The organism is Bradyrhizobium sp. ORS 111, assembly GCF_045571485.1.
In the GTDB taxonomy this organism is placed as follows: Bacteria; Pseudomonadota; Alphaproteobacteria; order Rhizobiales; family Xanthobacteraceae; genus Bradyrhizobium.
On record NZ_CP120701.1, the window covers coordinates 6228569 to 6246589 of the forward strand.

General features: G+C 64.8%; 19 protein-coding genes. 11 read left to right on the forward strand and 8 right to left on the reverse strand.

What is annotated here, in order from left to right; genetic code table 11:
- Positions 1-40 precede the first annotated feature (40 nt).
- From P6U30_RS28665 to P6U30_RS28695, 7 genes are read left to right on the forward strand one after another with little or no spacing between them, the layout of a single operon-like run.
- Positions 41-1282 (forward strand): ABC transporter substrate-binding protein, encoded by a 1242-nt coding sequence (locus P6U30_RS28665; protein WP_407166177.1) that lies wholly within the window; start codon positions 41-43, stop codon positions 1280-1282.
- A gap of 58 nt (positions 1283-1340) precedes the next feature.
- Positions 1341-2693: an aromatic ring-hydroxylating oxygenase subunit alpha gene (locus tag P6U30_RS28670; protein WP_407166178.1), complete on the forward strand. Its 1353-nt coding sequence runs from the start codon at positions 1341-1343 to the stop codon at positions 2691-2693.
- Entirely contained in the window at positions 2690-3496 is an 807-nt protein-coding gene (locus P6U30_RS28675) for an SDR family NAD(P)-dependent oxidoreductase (RefSeq protein ID WP_407166179.1), read from the forward strand. Before P6U30_RS28670 ends, P6U30_RS28675 begins: the two co-directional genes overlap by 4 nt.
- Before the next feature lie 30 nt (positions 3497-3526).
- Positions 3527-4120 (forward strand): 3-phenylpropionate/cinnamic acid dioxygenase subunit beta, encoded by a 594-nt coding sequence (locus P6U30_RS28680; protein WP_407147893.1) that lies wholly within the window; start codon positions 3527-3529, stop codon positions 4118-4120.
- A 16-nt stretch (positions 4121-4136) separates the two neighbouring features.
- Positions 4137-4331, forward strand: a complete 195-nt coding sequence (locus P6U30_RS28685; RefSeq protein WP_407166180.1) for a hypothetical protein — start codon at positions 4137-4139, stop codon at positions 4329-4331.
- 23 nt (positions 4332-4354) lie between these two features.
- The gene (locus P6U30_RS28690) at positions 4355-4750 is read left to right on the forward strand and encodes a hypothetical protein (protein ID WP_407166181.1); all 396 of its coding nucleotides are present in this window, start codon (positions 4355-4357) and stop codon (positions 4748-4750) included.
- Positions 4751-4765: 15 nt separating this feature from the next.
- Positions 4766-5968, forward strand: a complete 1203-nt coding sequence (locus tag P6U30_RS28695) for an FAD-dependent monooxygenase (RefSeq protein ID WP_407166182.1) — start codon at positions 4766-4768, stop codon at positions 5966-5968.
- A gap of 37 nt (positions 5969-6005) precedes the next feature.
- On the opposite strand, the gene P6U30_RS28700 is transcribed toward P6U30_RS28695, so the two are convergent.
- The 3 genes from P6U30_RS28700 to P6U30_RS28710 form a co-directional block, all read right to left on the reverse strand.
- Positions 6006-6275 (reverse strand): DUF3551 domain-containing protein, encoded by a 270-nt coding sequence (locus P6U30_RS28700; protein WP_407166183.1) that lies wholly within the window; start codon positions 6273-6275, stop codon positions 6006-6008.
- 138 nt (positions 6276-6413) lie between these two features.
- A complete protein-coding gene (locus tag P6U30_RS28705) occupies positions 6414-7082 on the reverse strand; it encodes a hypothetical protein (RefSeq protein WP_407166184.1) in 669 nt (222 codons plus the stop codon).
- A 155-nt stretch (positions 7083-7237) separates the two neighbouring features.
- Positions 7238-8074 (reverse strand): metal-dependent phosphohydrolase, encoded by an 837-nt coding sequence (locus P6U30_RS28710; protein WP_407166185.1) that lies wholly within the window; start codon positions 8072-8074, stop codon positions 7238-7240.
- A 228-nt stretch (positions 8075-8302) separates the two neighbouring features.
- On the opposite strand from P6U30_RS28710, the gene P6U30_RS28715 reads away from it, so the two are divergent.
- The 3 genes from P6U30_RS28715 (at position 8303) to P6U30_RS28725 (ending at position 11019) form a co-directional block, all read left to right on the forward strand.
- Entirely contained in the window at positions 8303-8518 is a 216-nt protein-coding gene (locus P6U30_RS28715) for a hypothetical protein (protein WP_407166186.1), read from the forward strand.
- Between the two features lie 156 nt (positions 8519-8674).
- Positions 8675-9463: an ATP-binding cassette domain-containing protein gene (locus P6U30_RS28720; RefSeq protein WP_407166187.1), complete on the forward strand. Its 789-nt coding sequence runs from the start codon at positions 8675-8677 to the stop codon at positions 9461-9463.
- Positions 9460-11019 (forward strand): ABC transporter permease/substrate-binding protein, encoded by a 1560-nt coding sequence (locus tag P6U30_RS28725; RefSeq protein WP_407166188.1) that lies wholly within the window; start codon positions 9460-9462, stop codon positions 11017-11019. Before P6U30_RS28720 ends, P6U30_RS28725 begins: the two co-directional genes overlap by 4 nt.
- Before the next feature lie 14 nt (positions 11020-11033).
- On the opposite strand, the gene P6U30_RS28730 is transcribed toward P6U30_RS28725, so the two are convergent.
- The 5 genes from P6U30_RS28730 to P6U30_RS28750 form a co-directional block, all read right to left on the reverse strand.
- Positions 11034-11996: an ABC transporter permease gene (locus tag P6U30_RS28730; protein ID WP_407166189.1), complete on the reverse strand. Its 963-nt coding sequence runs from the start codon at positions 11994-11996 to the stop codon at positions 11034-11036.
- The gene (locus P6U30_RS28735) at positions 11986-12972 is read right to left on the reverse strand and encodes an ABC transporter ATP-binding protein (RefSeq protein ID WP_407166190.1); all 987 of its coding nucleotides are present in this window, start codon (positions 12970-12972) and stop codon (positions 11986-11988) included. Before P6U30_RS28735 ends, P6U30_RS28730 begins: the two co-directional genes overlap by 11 nt.
- The gene (locus tag P6U30_RS28740) at positions 12969-14135 is read right to left on the reverse strand and encodes an NEW3 domain-containing protein (protein WP_407166191.1); all 1167 of its coding nucleotides are present in this window, start codon (positions 14133-14135) and stop codon (positions 12969-12971) included. Before P6U30_RS28740 ends, P6U30_RS28735 begins: the two co-directional genes overlap by 4 nt.
- A gap of 257 nt (positions 14136-14392) precedes the next feature.
- Positions 14393-16105: a sulfatase-like hydrolase/transferase gene (locus P6U30_RS28745; protein ID WP_407166192.1), complete on the reverse strand. Its 1713-nt coding sequence runs from the start codon at positions 16103-16105 to the stop codon at positions 14393-14395.
- A 298-nt stretch (positions 16106-16403) separates the two neighbouring features.
- Positions 16404-16637, reverse strand: a complete 234-nt coding sequence (locus P6U30_RS28750; RefSeq protein WP_407166193.1) for a hypothetical protein — start codon at positions 16635-16637, stop codon at positions 16404-16406.
- 267 nt (positions 16638-16904) lie between these two features.
- Here P6U30_RS28750 and P6U30_RS28755 point away from each other — a divergent pair, with 267 nt between their 5' ends.
- The gene (locus tag P6U30_RS28755) at positions 16905-17948 is read left to right on the forward strand and encodes an adenylate/guanylate cyclase domain-containing protein (protein WP_407166194.1); all 1044 of its coding nucleotides are present in this window, start codon (positions 16905-16907) and stop codon (positions 17946-17948) included.
- Positions 17949-18021: the final 73 nt, after the last annotated feature.

An 18021-nucleotide genomic window follows, 5' to 3' on the forward strand; every position in this document is an offset into this window, starting at 1 on the left:
TGTCCATCAGATGGACACACATTTTTGGGGAGGACCGAAATTGCTTCAGACAGTTCGTCCGCATCGACGGCCCCCGGCTTGGGCGGCATTAACGATCGCCACATGGCTGCTTTCGACGCCGCTGGCACATGCCGCGCCCGATGGCTCGGGCATCTCGGACGGCGTGGTGCGCATTGCGGTATTGGGTGACTATGGCAGCGGCCGCGATCTCGGCGGCCCGGGCTCGGTGACCGCCGCAAAGCTTGCGGCGGAGGATTTTCACAGCAAGGTTCTGGGCAAGCCGATCGAAATCATCTCGGCCGATCATCAGAACAAACCGGATGTCGCGGTCGGGATCGCGCGGCAATGGTTCGACGTCGACCATGTCGACGCCGTCACCGACCTTGCGGTGAGTTCCGTCGGTCTCGCCGTCGCCGGGCTTGCGACGCAGAGCAACCGGACGGCGCTGGTATCGGGCGCTGCGACATCGGAACTGACCGGCGACAAATGCTCGCCCGTCGTCACGCACTGGGCGGACGATACCTACGCGCTGTCGGCCGGTCTCGTCGGTGAACTCAGCCACCGCGTCGGCAAGGATTGGTTCTTTGTCGCGGTCGACTATTCGTTCGGCACTGCGATGGTGAAAGACGCCTCGCGAGCGGTCACCGATGCGGGCGGTAAGGTGCTGGGCGCGGTGCGATATCCCTTCAACACCACCGACTTCTCGTCCTTCCTGCTCGCGGCGCAGAACTCAAGCGCCAAGGTCGTGGCGCTGGCCGGTACCGGCGCGGACACCGTCAATGCAGTGAAACAGACCCACGAGTTCGGCCTGCAACAGGGCGGGCAGACCATCGTCGGTATGCTGACTTTCATTTCCGACGTCCATTCGATCGGACTAAAGGACGCACAGGGCATGTACGTCGCATCCCAATACTATTGGGATGACGACGACGGCACCCGCGCGTTTGCCAAGCGGTTCTTTGCGATCGAAAAGCGTGAGCCCACCAAATTGCAAGCGGCGACCTATGCCGCCGTACGTCATTATCTGAAGGCGATCGAGGCCGGCGGCACCGACGAGGCGAAAGCTGTCAATGCCGAAATGCGCAAGCTGCCGGTCGATTTCTTCGGTCGCCCCGCGCATGTCCGCAATGACGGCCGCGTCATCTACGACCTCTCGCTCTATCGCGTGAAGAAGCCGGACGAGAGCAAGCATCCCTGGGACTACTACCAGAAGATCTCGGTCATTCCCGGCAGCAACGCATTCCGTCCCGAGAACGCGGGCGGCTGCAAGCTCAGCAACTAGGAACCCAACCTCATCCGCCACGACGCGCCGTCGCCCAATGCAACATAAGGAGGAGCCGATGTCCTTGCGGAACGATTTCGAGAAGCTTGTTGACGTCAAGAACGGCTTCATCAGCCGCGAGATCTTCGTGGACGCCGATATCTACCGGCAGGAGCTCGACAAGGTCTTCACCCGAGCCTGGCTCCTGGTCGGTCACGAGAGCCTGGTCCCGAATCCCGGCGACTTCTACACGTCACGCATGGGCGAGGAATCCGTCATCCTCTGTCGCGATAAGAAAGGCGAGATCCACGTCTTCCTCAACTCGTGCCGGCACCGCGGCATGAAAGTGTGCCGCTACGAGCAGGGCAACACGTCGTTGTTCACCTGCCCATACCATAGCTGGACGTATACGACGGACGGCAAGCTGCAGGGTGTTCCGCTGCACCGGACACTCTATGACGGCGTGCTCGACCGCGAGGCCAACTCACTGGTCTCGGTGGCGAAGCTCTGCAACTACAAGGGCTCGATCTGGGCGACATGGGACAAGGACGCGCCCGACTTCCTCACCTATCTGGGCGACGCCAAGATCCATCTCGACCAGGCGCTCGACTGCCGCGACGGCCGCGAAGGCGGCTCGGAGGTGATCGGCGTCCACAAATGGGTGTTCCCTGCCAACTGGAAATTCGCCGCCGAAAATTTCTTAGGCGACACCTACCACAATCCGAGCCACCGCTCGGTCGACCTGATCGGCATCGGGCCGAGCGCGGCCGCCGGCAAGAAAGGCCGCCGCGACGACGAGCTGGAGAAGGCACAACACGTTTGGATCAGTTTCCCGGGCGGGCACGGCGTGCACAGCGCCATTCAGCCGGAGGCCAATGAATACGTCGAGTCCTTCCTCGACAATCCGATCCTCGAACAATATTTCCGGCACTGCTTCGAAGAGCGCAAGCGACGGCTCGGCGAACAGGCGCGCCTATTGCCTTTCGTCGGCACGATCTTCCCCAACACCTCCTACCATGGCCGGCAGCCGCGCGGACTTTGCGCCTGGCATCCGCACAGCCCGACCTCGACCGAAGGCTGGCGCTTCTTCCTGGTCGACAAGGATGCCCCGCAGGAAGCCAAGGATTATCTGCGTCACTACTACATGCGCTACTCCGGTCCGGCCGGCATGACCGAGCAGGACGACATGGAGAACTGGCTCTATGCGACCGCCGCCAGCACCGGGACGATCGCACGGCGCCATCCCTTCAACTATCAGCAATCCATGGGGGCCTACGTCACCGACCACCCGCTGGGCGGCGAGGTCAGCACTCAAGTCACCGAACAGATCGCGCGCGGCTTCTATCGTCGCTGGACCACTTACATGCAAGGCGGCGACTGGAACGAATTGCTCGGGTCGCCCGCGAGCTACAGCAGGCGGGCCGCAGAATGACCGCATCGGGAAAAATCATTCTCGTCAGCGGGGGCACTTTCGGCATTGGCCGCGCGATCACGCTCGGCCTAGCGAGGCGCGGCCATTCGGTCGTGGCATTCGGCCTCGAGGCGCCGCAGGTCTCGAGCACCGCGCAGAACGCCATTCCCGGGCTACGCGAGGAACTTGACCGCGAGGGCCTCTCCGCCGAACTCATGGAAGCTGATGTGTCTGATGCGGACGACGTCGCTCGCGTGATCGAGCGGGCGCTGGCGCGCTTCGGCCGCATCGACGGCGTCGTCAACAATGCCGCGATCGGTCCGCTCGGAACGGTGCTCGATACCGATGAGGCGCTGTTCGATCGCATCATCGCCGTCAATCTCAAGGGCCCATACCTGACGAGCCGCGCCGCGATCCCGCATATGATCGCGCAAGGCGGCGGCTCGATCGTCAACATCGGATCCGGCGCCGGCTGGGGCAAGCCGAACATGGCGGTCTACAGCGCGAGCAAGGGCGGCGTCGTGGCGCTGAGCGCGGCGATGGCCTACGATTTCTTCCATCAGCGGATCCGCGTGAACACAGTCATCCCCGGAGGCGGCGGCATCGTCAGCGGAATGAGCCTCGGCCGCGTCGGCGGCGATGCGAACCGCTTCGGCAAGGGCGCACCGGGCACGGCCGCAGGCCGCACCGCCACCGGCGATGACATCGCCAACGTCGTCGCCTTCCTGCTGTCGTCGGAAGCCGAGACGCTGTCTGGGACCGTGATCGACGTCGGCTGCTTTGCGCAGCAGGGCGGACCGGTGCCGTCCAAGCCGGCGCTCTGACGACGCGCCATGCCTGATGAGGAGATGCCAATGACAACGACTGTTCAGGACGCGCAGCCGGCCGCCCCGGCATCCAACGCGGCGATCGAACGCTCCGCGGCCTACTACCGGCTGAAAGCCGATGTTGAGGATTTCTACTACCATGAGGCCGACCTGATCGACGACCGGCGCTTTCGCGACTGGCTCGATCTCCTGGCCGAGGACATCAGCTATTTCATGCCGATCCGGCGCAACGTGAAGTTCGGCCAGCAGGCCGCACGCGAGAACACCAGGCGCGGCGAAGGCATGAGCTGGTTCGACGAGGACAAGTGGACGCTGACCAAGCGGGTCGAGCAGATCCTGACCGGCGTGCACTACGCCGAAGAGCCGCTGTCGCGGATCACGCATATGGTCAGCAATGTGCAGATCAAAGGCGCACGACCGGATCTCGACGCAGCGCGCGAGCTTGACGTCACCAGCCGCTTTCTCGTGTATCAAAACCGCGTCGAGTACGAGACCTACACCTTCGTCGGCCGCCGCAACGACACCCTTCGCCTGACCGATGCCGGTTGGAAGATCGCAAGGCGCGAGATATTACTTGAACAGAACATCCTGATGGCCAAGAATCTGACCACGTTCTTCTGAGCAAGGCCGCCGCGCAATGATGGATGTCAGGACGATCAAGGTGGGGACACACCTGAAATTGCAGGAGGGCGTCATCGCCGAGGTGATCGAGAACATGGGCGACGGCGAGTGGTTGCAGGTCCGGTGCCTGCAATCCCCTGCCCGGCCCGACGAGGTCGGCACGGTCGAGCTGTGCCACGCCCAGGACATCTTCAAGGTGCTCAACCAGTAGTTCCGACGTTTGGACCAGCGAACATGCTGCGATTTGAATACATGCCGAGCGACTTCCATCCGCTGTTCCTGTTCCTCGGCGAAGGCACCGACCTCGCCGCACTGGCAAGGCTGTTGCGTGGATTTGCCGAGGACCCGCAAGCCGTCACCGTGGCGGAGCGGATTCCCGGGGCCGTCTCGCGAGACGAACTGGTTCTGGTGCCCGCCGACGATGAATTCGGAATGCGCGCCCTCGGGGGCCGCTTCGCCTGGAAGCTGACGAGCTGGCAGGCAGAGCGGATCGCCGAGCGGATCGAATTGCTGGCGCCGCGGAACAACAAGTCCGGCTCGGAGATCCTCGAGATCGGCAGCGAGGGTGAAATCCCGGTCAAGGTATCGCGCGGCGAATTCACCGACGACTTCCTGATCACGCGCAGGTAGCGGCGGGCCTTTCGCGTGAGTGCACCGCGCAAGCCGCCGAAGGTTCTGATCGCCGGTGCCGGAATCGGCGGGCTGGTGGCGGGATTGTCGCTGCTGCAGCGTGGCATCGAGGTCGAGATCTTCGAGCAGGCGTCCGAGCTGCGCGAGCTCGGCGCCGGAGTCCAGCTCAGCGCCAACGGCACCCGCGTCCTGATCGCGCTCGGCCTCGAGCAGGAGATGCAGGCGATTGCCTGCGAGGCTTCGGGCAAGGAGATCAGGCTGTTCAGCACCGGGCGGACCTGGAAGCTATTCGACCTCGGCGCCTCCTCGCGCGCGATCTATGGTGCGCCCTACTGGATGTTGCATCGCGGCGATTTGCATCGCGTGCTGGTCGAAGCGTTCAACGCGCAGGCACCGGGCCGGCTGCATCTCGACCGTCGCTGCGCCGGCTTTGACGAGGATGGCGACGGCATCTGGCTTCGGCTTGCGAATGGCGAGCGGCGTCACGGCGATATCGTGGTCGGCGCCGACGGCGTGCATTCCGAAGTCCGCCGGCAGATCGGCGGCGATGCAAAGCCGTTCTTTTCGGGCGTGGCGGCTTGGCGCGGCCTGGTGCCGATGGCGCGGCTGCCGGCGAGCCAGCGGCGCGACGTTGGTACCAATTGGGTCGGCCCCGGCGGCCATGTCATCACCTATCCGGTGCGCCGCGGCGAAATTCTGAACTTCGTCGGTATCTTCGAAGGCGCGAGTTGGTCGGTCGAATCGTGGACCGAACGCGGCACGCGCGAGGCCTGTCGCGCGGCCTTCGCCGGATGGAACGCGGAAATCCACGCCATCATCGAAAACCTCGATGTGCCCTACAAATGGGCGCTGCTGGGACGCGATCCGCTCGATCGCTTTGTCGCGGGGCGCGCCTGCGTCATCGGCGATGCCGCACATCCGACGCTTCCCTTCCTGGCCCAGGGCGCCAACATGGCGATCGAGGATGGCATGGTGCTGGCGCGCTGCCTTGAACGCTTTCCGCCCACCGAGGCGCTGCAGCGTTATCAAGCCGCGCGGCTGACGCGGACGAACACGATCGTGGTGAAATCGGCCGAGAACGCCAAGCGCTTTCACAATCCGGCGCTCGCAGACGCCCGAGGCGCCGACGCTTATGTCTCGCGCGAATGGCAGCCCGACCGGGTCCGCGAACGCTACGATTGGCTCTTCACATATGACGCGCTGACCGCGCCGGTCTGACTGCGACCGTTCGCTGCACTTGCTCGACGGTGCTGCGCTAATGAAGGGGATGGTGTCCGCGGCGTGCCCGTCGCTTTGGCGGCGCCGGCGGCGCGTAAAACGGGTTCTCCGAGCACATCGCCGATCGCCCCGACGCCGTCGCCTGGCACTGCGGGATCGATGTGAAACTGCAATCGATGTAGTCGGCGGTCAACCGTCCGCCATAGACGTGCATGCACACCGGATAGTTCGGATCGTAAGCCTGTGCGAAGGCGGGGCCGGCAAGACAAACCCCACAGACGGCAATCGCATAGAGTTTCAGGCGCATCGAATTCCCCTTGCTGCTCGGACCGTTTCTTCACAACTGCCCGAGTTAGTCAACAGGCGAACGGCTAAAGTTCAAAGCGTGACGCCGTACACCGCGGGCAACACTGCCTCGAGGATCGCCGAAGCGTGGCCGAGCTCATTATTGCTGATCGCCGGCCGGCTTGCCGTCGTCCTCGCCGAGGCAGCGGATGATGAAGGCGGTGGTATCGCGCGGCAGGACCCCGGCTGCGCGAGCCTTGAGGCGGCACTCGAGCTGCGCGATCTGGCGCGCGCGCTGCCGCTCGCTCGGCAGCGACGACTGTCGCAACCGGCGCAGCGTCATCGGCGAGCCGTCGGATTCGAAGCTCAGCTCGTATCTCTTGCCGCCGCGGTCGGTGGCGGCGCAGGTGATGCTGGAGACCTGTCGCGTGACGAAGCTTCCGACCTGGCGGCACGAGCCGGTCGACATTTCCACCAGCGGCACCGGCAAGCCGTCGACCCGCGGCCGGTCGCTCGACTTCAGCAGCATGCGATCGACCGCGAGCTCGAACAGATTGTCCTGCGTCCGCGCCGCGCTCTCGCCGGAGAACGAGACGATATGGCTCTTGTCCGTGGGATCGTCGAGCACGACGACGAATTCGGAACGGCCGCGCAGGGTGTGGAAATAAGCCACCGCCTTGCAGGTGTAGCTGCGTCCGGCAATGTTGACGTTGCGGCAGGTGCCGGACATCAACGCGTACAGATCGACATCGTAGACCGGACCGGCCGCGGCGAGTGCAGGCCAACAGGCGATCGCGATAGCAATCAGCCGCGCGAAAAGGGATGTCATGCTGGATCGATCGAAAATGCGGCCGGCAGGCAGGTCCATGGCGCAGCGTCGCCGATTTGCACCATCAGTGCAACCGGCGAAAACGAGCACAAATGTGGACGTGGCAAGCGAACTGAGGCGAAATCGGCCCGCCAGCCGCCGATCTGGCTGCATGATCAGATTTGCGGGCCGGACAGCGTGACCTCGCGCTCGGCGCGGAAGATATTGCTGTAGAGATTGGCGATCCACTGCCGGCCGCTTGCGGTCATGTTGAGGCTGTTGATGGCGCCCTGGATGTGCGGGGCCACCATGCTCCAGTAGAACTGGGGATAGTGATCCACGATATCGGCCGGCGATTCATAGCCGAGCTGGCGATTCATCCCGACCTCCTCGAACTCATGAAAGAGCGCGTTGGCCTTCCTGATATAGTTGGGATCGCCGAGCTGACCGATGAAATCGGCGGCGCGCACGATCGCCGCCTCGTCGTCATATTCCTGGCCTTCGAGCGCCGGAAAGCGGGTCCCCTCGATGTTGCGCGCGATCCGCTCGCGATCGATTGGAATGACGGCCGCGAGGCGGTCGAGAACGTAGAGCTTCGAGCGGTCGACATGGTAGGGCATTAGCCCCGCATCCGACGACCCCCGGGGCAGTGTTACCTTCTTGCCGCTCGCATCGATCACGTAACCGTCCGGTCCATCGCCCTTCAGCAGGCCGCGGACATAGCCGATGTCGTGGGTCAGGCAGGCGATGATCGTATGCGTGTAGTCCTCGGCGGTGACGTGAGTGTGCAACGCGCGGCCGCGGATGATGTCATGACCGGCGAGCGTCACGAGCATCGTGTGCTCGACATTGTGATAGAGCGCATCGCTGTTGCCGATGCATTCCAGCGCGATGCGGGCCGCGGCGGGGAGGAGCTCGCCGAAGCGCGCCTGCGCGGCCCCGAACGTGCGGCTCACATGCGCGGCAAGAAACTTCTCCAGAGCGCGTGCTGCCAACTCAGGCAACGTCATCATCGATGTAGCCCCCGACCACGCAACGTTCCTCGCCGGCCCCGATCTCGCGTCGTAGTTGGGTGAGAAGTATAGCGTATCCGCAGGCGGGCGGCTATGCGCCGCCTGATGTCGCAACCGCTTCGCGCGTACTTTCCCGGTCTTGCTCATCGCGATGCCGCAGGCGCCGATAGTGGCATGAACCCTGCATAAACCGGCTCAGACCGGGTTATCCCACCGATAAGGGCCGCCATGCTCGTCACGCTCGTCGCCATCCTCTGCAATGCCCAACTTTGCATGGAAAAGGTCGTCACCACCAGTGACCAATCCGGCATCACCATGAGCGCCTGCGCAGTCAATGCACAGATCGGCATCGCCGATTGGCTTGCCAACGGCCCGTATCACGCGTGGCGCCTGCAAAGCTATAAGTGCATTATGGGCAAATACGTGCCCAAGAATGAAGTGTGATGTACTCACAGGTCCACTGAGCCCGACCTGATTCGCGGTGACATTGAACCGGGAAAGACCGCCCTGTTCTCGGGCGGCGCGGCTGTCCGAGGCGTGAGTCAAAGCCCTCTTTGGGTTATCACTGTCATTGACGACAATGAGACCTGAGGTCCTCGGATGCCTGCAACGCAGCTGATCGCCTACGCGCATGTCGGCAAGAGTTTTGACGGCGGCCGGGTGATGGCCGTCGACGACGTCTCCCTCGATGTGGCCGAGGGTGAATTCCTTGCGGTCGTCGGCAGCTCCGGCTCGGGCAAGAGTACGCTGCTCAGGCTTGCCAACCGGCTGATCGAGGCCGACCGCGGCCGGATCGCGGTCGATGGCGAGGACGTCAGCGACGTGGATCCGATCCTGCTGCGCCGCCGCATCGGCTATGTCTTCCAGAGCGGCGCATTGTTTCCGCACCTGACCGTCGCGGACAATATCGGCATCACGCCGAGGCTGCTGGGCTGGCCCGCGGCGGACATCGCGGCGCGAGTCGACGAACTGCTCGACCTCGTGCGGCTCGACCGCGCGCAATATCGCAACCGGTTGCCGCATGAACTTTCCGGCGGCCAGCGCCAGCGCGTCGGCGTGGCGCGCGCGCTCGCGGCGAAGCCGCGCATCGTGCTGATGGACGAGCCGTTCGGCTCGCTCGATCCCCTCACCCGCGATGCGCTGGGTGAGGATTACCGCTCCCTGCATCGCAAGCTTGGCCTGACCACGATCATGATCACCCACGACATCACAGAGGCGATCCTGCTCGCTGATCGTGTCGCGGTGATGCGGGCCGGCCGGATGCTCGCGCAGGGCACGCCCACGGAGCTTTCGGCCAGCACCGACGCCTATGTCGGCGAGCTCCTGCATACGCCGCGGCGGCAGGCCGAGCGGCTGGGCGCGCTGCTGCCGCGGGACGGCGCGGCATGAGCCTGCTTGCCGATCCGCGCTGGAGCGAGGCGCTTGCACATCTGCCGGACTATCTTGGCAACCACGTGCGGGTCAGCGTCGCCGCGCTCGCGCTCGGGCTCATTGTCAGCCTGCCGCTGGCGATTGCCGCTCGCCGCCGGCCGGTGCTGCGCGGCGCGTTGCTCGGGCTCGCCAGCGTCGTGCAGACCGTGCCGGGTCTCGCCTTGCTCGCGCTGTTCTATCCGCTGCTGCTCGCCCTCGCCTCGCTCACCGCCGGATGGCTCGGCTTCAGCTTTTCTGCCTTCGGCTTCCTGCCGGCGGTGCTGGCGCTCGCGCTGTATTCGATGCTGCCGGTGCTGCGCAATACCATCACGGGTCTGTCCGGCGTCGATCCGGAGATCCTGGAGGCGGCACAGGGTGTCGGCATGACGGAGCGACAATCGCTGCTGATGGTCGAGCTGCCGCTCGCGCTGCCGGTGATGATGGCCGGGATCCGCACCGCGGCGGTATGGGTGATCGGCACCGCGACGCTGTCGACGCCGATCGGCCAGACCAGCCTCGGCAACTACATCTTCGCAGGATTGCAGACCCAGAACTGGGTATTCGTGCTGTTCGGCTGCGTGGCCGCGGCGGTGCTTGCGCTCGCCGTCGACCAGTTGCTTGCGCTGATCGAAAACGGACTGCGCAACCGCAGCCGGGCGCGGACCGGGCTCGGCGGCCTCGGGATTGCGGCGCTGATCGCGGCGACCCTGGTGCCGGCGATCGCGAGGCCGCATGCGGGCTACGTCGTCGGCGCCAAGACCTTCACCGAGCAATATGTGCTTTCGGCGCTGATCGCCGAGCAGTTGCGGGCGACCGGGCTGCCGGCCACAACGCGCGCCGGCCTCGGCTCCAACGTGATCTTCGATGCGCTCACGGCGGGCGACATCGACGTCTATGTCGATTATTCCGGCACGCTGTGGGCCAACCAGTTCCACCATAGCGACATCAGGCCACCGGCCGAGCTGCTGGCCGCGCTCAAGGCCACGCTGGCGGCGCAGAACATCACGCTGCTCGGCGAGCTCGGTTTCGAGAATGCCTATGCGCTGGTGATGCCGCGCAAGCGCGCCGCCGCACTCGGCATCCACTCGATCTCGGACCTCGTGGCGCGGGCGCCCGCCATGTCGATCGCCGGCGACTATGAATTCTTCTCGCGGCCGGAATGGGCCGGCATCCAGAAAGCCTATGGGCTGTCGTTCCGCGCCCAGCGGCAGATGCAGCCGGACTTCATGTATGCTGCGGTTGGGTCCGGCGAGGTCGACGTGATCGCAGGCTACACCAGCGATGGCCTGATCGCGAAGTACGATCTGGTCACGCTCGAGGACGACAGGCATGCTATCCCGCCCTATGACGCAATCGTGCTGCTGTCGCCAAAGCGGCGCGACGACGAGACGCTGAAATCCGCGCTGCAACCGCTGCTCGGCCGGATCGACATTGCTGAGATGCGAGAGGCCAACCTGCGTGCGTCCGGCAACGATGCCTCATCGTCGCCCGACGCGGTGGCGCGCTGGCTGAGGGAGAAGATCAGGGCACGCTGAGCGTTTCGTCCTCGTTAGGCACGAACCTCTTGCCGCTGGAACAGGATGTAACCCGCCACGAACAGCACGATGGTGCAGGCGATCAGCCCCACGGTCTGCGGCCAGGCAATCATCACGCTCTCGCCGAAGGGCAGCGGCGCGCCCATCACGGCACCGCGCAACTGATCGAGGAACACCGGGCCGAGCGTGCGTGTCGTCGGCGACAGCACCGCGAGCATCGCCTCCCCGAACAGATCGTTCGGCGAGAACCGCTGCAGGAGCTGGGTCCAGATCGCGGTGTCCGGCGTGTCGAGGCCGAGCGCGGCGAAACGCGGATCGGGCGGCGCGATCATCTGCGCGAAGGCCGGCGCCAGCATCGGCCACAGCACGGTCAGGAACAGCCAGATGCCGAGTGCCACCAAGGCCGCGGTCGCCGGCGAGCGAAACACGATCGAGAGCAGCATGGCGAGCGACAGCCAGACGCCGGCATAGAAGATCGCGATCACCAGGAAGGCGAGCGAGCGCGCGATCTCCTCGCCGCCAGGCGGCACGCCGAGGAAGATCAGGCCGAGCCCGATCACCATCAGCCACAGCGCCGTCAGGCTGATCGCGATGGTGGCAAGACCGGCGAGATATTTGCCGAGCAGCAGCGCATCCCGATAGATCGGCTGCGCCAGGATCCGCGACAGCGTGCGCCGGTTGTGCTCGCTGTTGACCAGGTCGAAGCCGAGCCCGATCGCCATCAGCGGGATCAGGAAGCCGAGGATGGCGACGAAGGACGGCAGCGGCGCACGGCTCACCGTGAACAGGCGCAGCAGTAGGAACGGATCCTCCGCGGTGTTCTGGCGCAGCGCATCGATCGCCTCATAGAGCGCCGCCATCGCGGTGAGCACGATCAGAAGCTCGAGCATCAGCATGCGGACGCTCGAGATGTTGTCCGACAGCTCCTTGATGAAGACGGCGCCGGCGCCCTGGAATGCTGAACCTTCACGCCGCATCACGCACTCCTCCGGACTGCGATGTCTGGAAATAGTGGGCGTAGATCGCTTCGAGGCTCGGCTCGTCGACCGAGAGCCGCCGCAACGCGCCGTTGGCCGCGACCACCGCGCGCGCCGCGTCGGGCCGCACGTCGCGGTCCGCGGTCATGCGGAAACGGTCCTCGGCGATCGTCTCGACATTGCTGACGCCCGGGATCGCCGCGAGCCGCCGGGCGATGCCAGCGCCATCGGCCTCGACCTCGACTACGAAGCCCGCGCCGAGCACCTGCGCCGCGAGCTCGGCCACCGAACCCATCATCACGATCCGCCCGGTGCGGAACAGCGCGACGCGATCGCAGACACGCTGCACCTGATCGAGCATGTGCGACGACAGCAGCACGGTGACGCCTTCGGCCTTCAATTCCCTGATCAGGTCGAGGAATTCGAGCGTCGCCTGCGGATCGAGGCCCGAGGTCGGCTCGTCGAGGATCGCGATCTCGGCGCGCTTGACGATGATCTCGGCAAGCCCGAGCCGCTGCCGCATGCCGCGCGAGAAGGTCGCGACGCGCTTGTTGGCGACATCGAGCAGGCGCACGCGGGTGAGCGCGGCCACGATCCGCTGCGACCGTTCGGCGACCGACAGGCCCATCAGCTTGGCGACATAGGCAAGGTTCTCGACCGCCGTCAGGTGGTCGTAGAACCCGACCGCATCGGGCAGATAGCCGACGCGCCGCTTCACCTGCAGCGGCGAGCGCGCCGGATCGAAGCCGAGCACGCTGACGCGCCCGGCCGAAATCTCGGTGAGGCCGAGCATCATCAGGATGGTCGTGGTCTTGCCGGCGCCGTTCGGACCGAGCAGCCCGAACACCTCGCCCTTGGCGATGTCGAAGTTGATGGCGTCCACGACACTGGTCTTGCCATAGCGCCTGGTGAGATCGCGCGCCGCGATGACGACGTCGGGCGACGCCGCACCGCCTTCGGGTTTCTGCTCGCTCATCGCCGTCCGAACCTTGCAACAGCACCGAGCATCAGCAGCAGCGCGACGCCGATCACACCCGCTCCCGCCATGCCCCACACCGTCGACGTATTGACGGTGACGCGGAACTGGCTCGATGCGGTCTCGCCGCGCGAGGTGGCCCGCATCGAGAGCTGGTAGTCACCGGCGAGCGACTTGTCGCTCGGCGTCACCAGCGCCTGGACCTCGGCATCCTTGCCGGGCACGAGCCGCTCGATGGTGGCAGGCTGGAACGTCACCTTCCAGCCGCTCGGCGCGGTCGCGGCAAGCGCGATGTTCTCGGCCGGGGCGGTGCCGCTGTTGGTGACGACGATCGGGATCGTGCTCTGTTCCGCGGCGACCGCGCGCGCACTCAACAACCCGTCGCGGCCGGAGAGCTGAAGCTGCGGCTGGCCTGCGATATCGAGCGCCACCTCCGTCTGCGCGGATGCATCCTCCGCATTGACCGTCACCTTGACCGGGAAATGCCCGGCATCGACCGCGCTCGGCGGACGGACCTTGAGCTTGATGTCTTTGGATTGGCCGGCCTCGATCGGGATCGAGGACAATTCCTGGGTGCCGTAGGCCTCGGTAAACGAGGTCTCGAAGTTCGCAGGCGCCGCCGCCGCGAAACTTGCCACGATGTTGCGGCCGCTGTCGTTCTTGATTGTCAGCGTATAGTCAAAGTTCGATTTCGGGCTGCCGCGCAGCTCGGGAAGCTTCGATGACACCGACAGCTTCGCCGGCAATTCCTTGGCGAGCGCAACCGCGATCGGCAGCGTCGCCTCGCTGCCCTGCCCTTCGGCCTTGACGGTCAATGTCTGCTCGGCGAGCGAGCTGTTGGCGGGCACGTCGAGCCGAAGCTGCAGCGGCACGCTGGAGTCGGGCGCCGGCATCGCGGCGGCAACCGGCTGGCCGCCGCCGAGCAGCGTCGCGGTCCAGCCGCCCGGCACGCCTTCGACCGAGAGCTTGTAGCGCTGCGGACCGAGGCCGTAGTTCTGAAGACGCAGCGAGATGTTGGAGGTGGTGCCGGGCCTGATGGTGACGGCCGGATAATCCGTCATCATGTAGAGGCCCTTGATGTCGTGGGGCGGCTCTGCGGCGTAGGCTGAAGGAATGACAAATCCGAAGGCGACAACAAGGCGCGCAAGGTCGAGCGCTCGCATGGGCAAACACTCCTGCAAGAGAAGCAAGATTGGCGGGGTTGACGCTGCGCGTTGATGAAGACCGTGGCAGCGGCGCGACCGATCATGGAAACAATCGTGACGAAATCTCGGCGAAGCAATTACAAATGAGTAATGCTGCGTGCGCGCCGGCGCGACCTTCGTCTAACGACGTTCGTCGAGTTCATGCTGCGATCACGAGATCATGAATTCGTCGCACTCGTTGAGGATTCGGCTTCGCACCGACCCGGGCATCGAACTCAAAGTCCTTTGATCATGCCGGCATCGATCAGCAGCCGGTTGAAGCGGCGCGCCTCGGCGCCGCCCTTGCAGGAATAGAACGTGCCGCGGCAGCGGAGCATGATGGCTTTCTGCTCCTCGAACGACGGATCGAGCGGTACCCCGGCGGCCTCCTGGATCACCAACGGTAGATAAGCCGCGTCGATGGTATCCATCACCGCGGCACTCTTCACCGGCTCGAAGTTGATGGCGTCGATCGCGTAATAAGTTGCGTAGTAGCGCGGGTCGTAATCCAGGAGCTTCTTGCCGATGCCGGCTTCGTCGAGCTCTGGGTCAAGTAGTTGCGGCGAGAACTCCGGCTGATGGTCGCCGTAGCGCACGATCAGAAACGGCTGCGCGGGAAACTTCTTCTTGAGCGCCGCCACGAAGCCGGCATAGTCGTTGGCGCTCATCGTCTGCCGGCGCAGATATTCGTCGACGAGCGGCATGTTGCCGGGCCGCTTCCATGACGGCAGCAGGTCGGGACGGAATGTCGTCTCCCACGGGAAATGGTTGGCGGCGAGGTAGACGAAGGTGAACAGCGGTGTACCCAGCGTCTTCTGCTCCGCCATCAGCTTCAACGCCTTGCCGTAAAAGAAGCTGTCGGGCTCGACGTCCTTGGCGTGCAGGTCATGCGCATCGTAGAAGTTCTGGATGCCGGTGGTCGTCTGGAAGCTGCGGGCGCTCATGAAGCCGCCATACGCGGGATAGAGCGAGAGCGTATCGTAGCCGCAGCGGCGCAAGGCGAGCGGCAGACCGCGCTCGACCCGGCCCGACGCGATGCGGGTGACGAAGTAGGCGAAGCGGCCGAACGAGCGCGACGACAATCCCGCGAGCACATTGTACTCGGTGAACCAGCTTGGCCCGCCATTGCTCTCGGCCAGGAACTTCCGCTCGATCCCATCATAGGACTTGAACTGATTGCCATAGCCCGGCGGCACCTTCACGCCGGCAGCCGCGCGAATGTCGAAGCTCGACTCGTCATGGATCATGATGATGTTCGGCCGCCGCCCGGCGGGGTGGCAGGCATCGACCAGCGGTACCTTGAGCTCTTCGCTCGCGGCCGGATCCGATTCCATGAAGCCGTGGGCGATGAAATCGGACACCGACGTCACGCCGGAGCGCGCGAATTTCGACAGATAGCCGTCGTCGTAATAGCCGCGCCAGGCCTCATCGGGCCAGGTGAAGGCATAGGCCGAAAGCACCGCGGTGCAGGCAAGGCAGGCGGCCGCGGCTGGCAGCCGGCGGATGCGGAATGGGTCGAGCCACCACGACGCGTACATCAAAGGCAGCGTGACCAGCCCGGCGCCGACAATCGACCAGCGCAGGTTCGGGAAGATCGTGAGCAGAAACGTCGCGGTGTCGCGGTCGATCACCATCAGGTCGACGAAGTTCGCGGTCATCTGCACCACGTCGTGCTTGAACCGCGACAGCACCACGAGCACCATGACCAGCGCCAGGGATAGCACCGCCGACAGCGCCGGCCTGCGCAGCAGCGCGATGAACAGGAAATTCAGGATCCCCCAGGTGAGCAGGAAGCAGATCCGCGAGCCGAGATCGGTCTCGGTCTGCAGCATCACGATCAGCGCGCCGAGATGCGGCGCGGCGACCGCCATCAGCCGCCAGATGCCAATTGCGACAAGGCCGCCGGCAAGCGCGGCGACAGTGGAATTCTGCTGTGGCGCGGGCGCCATGGGTGAGACGCAATACGACCCCGGCGCAATGCACGGCCTTGGCTGGCGAAGGCCAGGAGGCACACTGCACAGCCGGTACCTGCGCCGTGTCACAAAATCGTAATAGAATTGTCATGAACACGCAATGAATTTGCCCGAGCCGGCGGGCGTCGGTCTGGCGGCGCCTTCGACTTTCGCAGCAGGTCACGCGCCTTGCCAGCAAAACAGATCAATGATCGCGGCGGCTCTCTGGTCTATTAGTTGCATCGCGACGTCCCCGGCGTGATGCAAGCCGGTCAAGCCCGCGCGAGCGCGCTGGTCACGCCAGATGGAACTTGCGGCCAAGCTGGCGATGCACCGACATGACGGCGCGATCGACGTCGCTGATCAGGCTGTCGCCCAGCACCACGCTCGGAATCTCCCAGTTGCGGCCAATCCGGACATGCGGCAACGCGGCGACAGTCGGCACGTGCGCGGTCTCGCATCCGGGATGGGCGCGCAGCGCCTCTTCCGCAAGCAGGGTCAGTTCGTCCTGGCTCTTTGCATCGGTCATGACGACGGGTGGTGACTCCGGAAAGTGGCTCACTGATGGCCAAGGTCTCCCCCAATTCCCCCGCGCGTCCCAATCCGCGGTCTTGGCCTTCCGGCCTTCGACCATCTCGAACGTGCTCCCTCGCAGGACTATCCTCCTCGCCGGCCCGCATGCAGTCGGGCGTACATTGGCGCAGCGGCAGCAAGTCCCGTTCAGGGCCTCTCGCTCCATCACGTAACCGCTGGCCTTCCCGATCGACGCAGGATATCTCAAAGGCCTGGAGGGATCATGCGGCGGCGCACCGTGACGCCTGCGGTCGTTCTGGCCTTGTTTGGCCTGCTCGTCGGCGGGTTGTTTCGCTATGCCCTAGACGACCCAAACGAGGCCTCCGTCGGGAATTATCTGCGCAGCGCCCTTGAGGGCGCCGCCATCACCCTCCTCATCTGGAGCGCACATCTCTATCTGACCTCGCGCGGTGGCCTGTTGCAACGCCTGCCGCTTGCTGTCGAACTCATTGCGCGCTCTGTCATCCTGGCGGTCGTCGTCGCGGTCGCCGCGGTGGTGCTGGAGATCGTTCTGTACGAGCATCGGCTCGGGCCGAACTGGCTTCGCGAAACCTTCCTCAAGATCATCGGCGTCTCCCTGCTGTTGTCGATCCCGATCACGACAATCTACGAGTTGGTTCGCATGATCGGCGGACGCACGCTGCTCAATGTCGCGCTCGGACGCTATCGCCAGCCGATACGCGAGCAGCGCGTATTGCTGTTTCTCGACCTGATCGGTTCGACCACGCTCGCGGAAACCATGGGCGAGCTGCGCGTGCAGGAGCTCCTGACGCGCTTCTTCTTCGACATCGACGAAGCCATCGTCATGCATGGCGGAGAGGTTCACGCCTATGTCGGCGACGAGGTGATCGTGACATGGCCGGTCGTCGCCGGGCAGCCGCCGCATCGCTGTCTCGACTGCGTGTTCGCCATCGAGGATCGCCTAGCCGAGGGCGCCGATCGCTACCGGAAGGAATTCGGCGTGGTGCCGGCGTTTCGCGCCGGGATGCACGCCGGTCCGGTGGTCATCAGCGAATGCGGCGACTCGCGCCGGCAGGTCGCCTATTTCGGCGACACCGTGAACGTCACGGCCCGATTGCAGCAGCATTGCAAGGAGGCCAGCCGCCCGCTGCTGGTGTCGGGCGACTTGCTTGCCCTGCTGCCGCGCCACGACTTCGTCATCGAGCCGCTCGGCGCCACCCGGCTGCGCGGACGCGCCGCGCCGATCGATGTGTTCGCCGTCGTGCGATCATCGTCCGCCGAGACGGCTCGACAGGCCGCATCCTAAAGAAACCATTAAAGCAGGTCCGCGGCGCCTCGAATGTCCGGGACATTGTTCGCCGCCCGTTAAGGATGCAATG

What these genes read in the sequence shown, in the direction of transcription:
- P6U30_RS28670 (WP_407166178.1), top strand. Translation starts at nt 1,341, where the DNA reads ATGTCCTTGCGGAACGATTTCGAGAAGCTTGTTGACGTCAAGAACGGC.
- P6U30_RS28675 (WP_407166179.1), top strand. Translation starts at nt 2,690, where the DNA reads ATGACCGCATCGGGAAAAATCATTCTCGTCAGCGGGGGCACTTTCGGC.
- P6U30_RS28680 (WP_407147893.1), top strand. Translation starts at nt 3,527, where the DNA reads ATGACAACGACTGTTCAGGACGCGCAGCCGGCCGCCCCGGCATCCAAC.
- P6U30_RS28685 (WP_407166180.1), top strand. Translation starts at nt 4,137, where the DNA reads ATGATGGATGTCAGGACGATCAAGGTGGGGACACACCTGAAATTGCAG.
- P6U30_RS28690 (WP_407166181.1), top strand. Translation starts at nt 4,355, where the DNA reads ATGCTGCGATTTGAATACATGCCGAGCGACTTCCATCCGCTGTTCCTG.
- P6U30_RS28700 (WP_407166183.1), bottom strand. Translation starts at nt 6,275, where the DNA reads ATGCGCCTGAAACTCTATGCGATTGCCGTCTGTGGGGTTTGTCTTGCC.
- P6U30_RS28705 (WP_407166184.1), bottom strand. Translation starts at nt 7,082, where the DNA reads ATGACATCCCTTTTCGCGCGGCTGATTGCTATCGCGATCGCCTGTTGG.
- P6U30_RS28710 (WP_407166185.1), bottom strand. Translation starts at nt 8,074, where the DNA reads ATGATGACGTTGCCTGAGTTGGCAGCACGCGCTCTGGAGAAGTTTCTT.
- P6U30_RS28715 (WP_407166186.1), top strand. Translation starts at nt 8,303, where the DNA reads ATGCTCGTCACGCTCGTCGCCATCCTCTGCAATGCCCAACTTTGCATG.
- P6U30_RS28720 (WP_407166187.1), top strand. Translation starts at nt 8,675, where the DNA reads ATGCCTGCAACGCAGCTGATCGCCTACGCGCATGTCGGCAAGAGTTTT.
- P6U30_RS28725 (WP_407166188.1), top strand. Translation starts at nt 9,460, where the DNA reads ATGAGCCTGCTTGCCGATCCGCGCTGGAGCGAGGCGCTTGCACATCTG.
- P6U30_RS28730 (WP_407166189.1), bottom strand. Translation starts at nt 11,996, where the DNA reads ATGCGGCGTGAAGGTTCAGCATTCCAGGGCGCCGGCGCCGTCTTCATC.
- P6U30_RS28735 (WP_407166190.1), bottom strand. Translation starts at nt 12,972, where the DNA reads ATGAGCGAGCAGAAACCCGAAGGCGGTGCGGCGTCGCCCGACGTCGTC.
- P6U30_RS28740 (WP_407166191.1), bottom strand. Translation starts at nt 14,135, where the DNA reads ATGCGAGCGCTCGACCTTGCGCGCCTTGTTGTCGCCTTCGGATTTGTC.
- P6U30_RS28745 (WP_407166192.1), bottom strand. Translation starts at nt 16,105, where the DNA reads ATGGCGCCCGCGCCACAGCAGAATTCCACTGTCGCCGCGCTTGCCGGC.
- P6U30_RS28750 (WP_407166193.1), bottom strand. Translation starts at nt 16,637, where the DNA reads ATGACCGATGCAAAGAGCCAGGACGAACTGACCCTGCTTGCGGAAGAG.
- P6U30_RS28755 (WP_407166194.1), top strand. Translation starts at nt 16,905, where the DNA reads ATGCGGCGGCGCACCGTGACGCCTGCGGTCGTTCTGGCCTTGTTTGGC.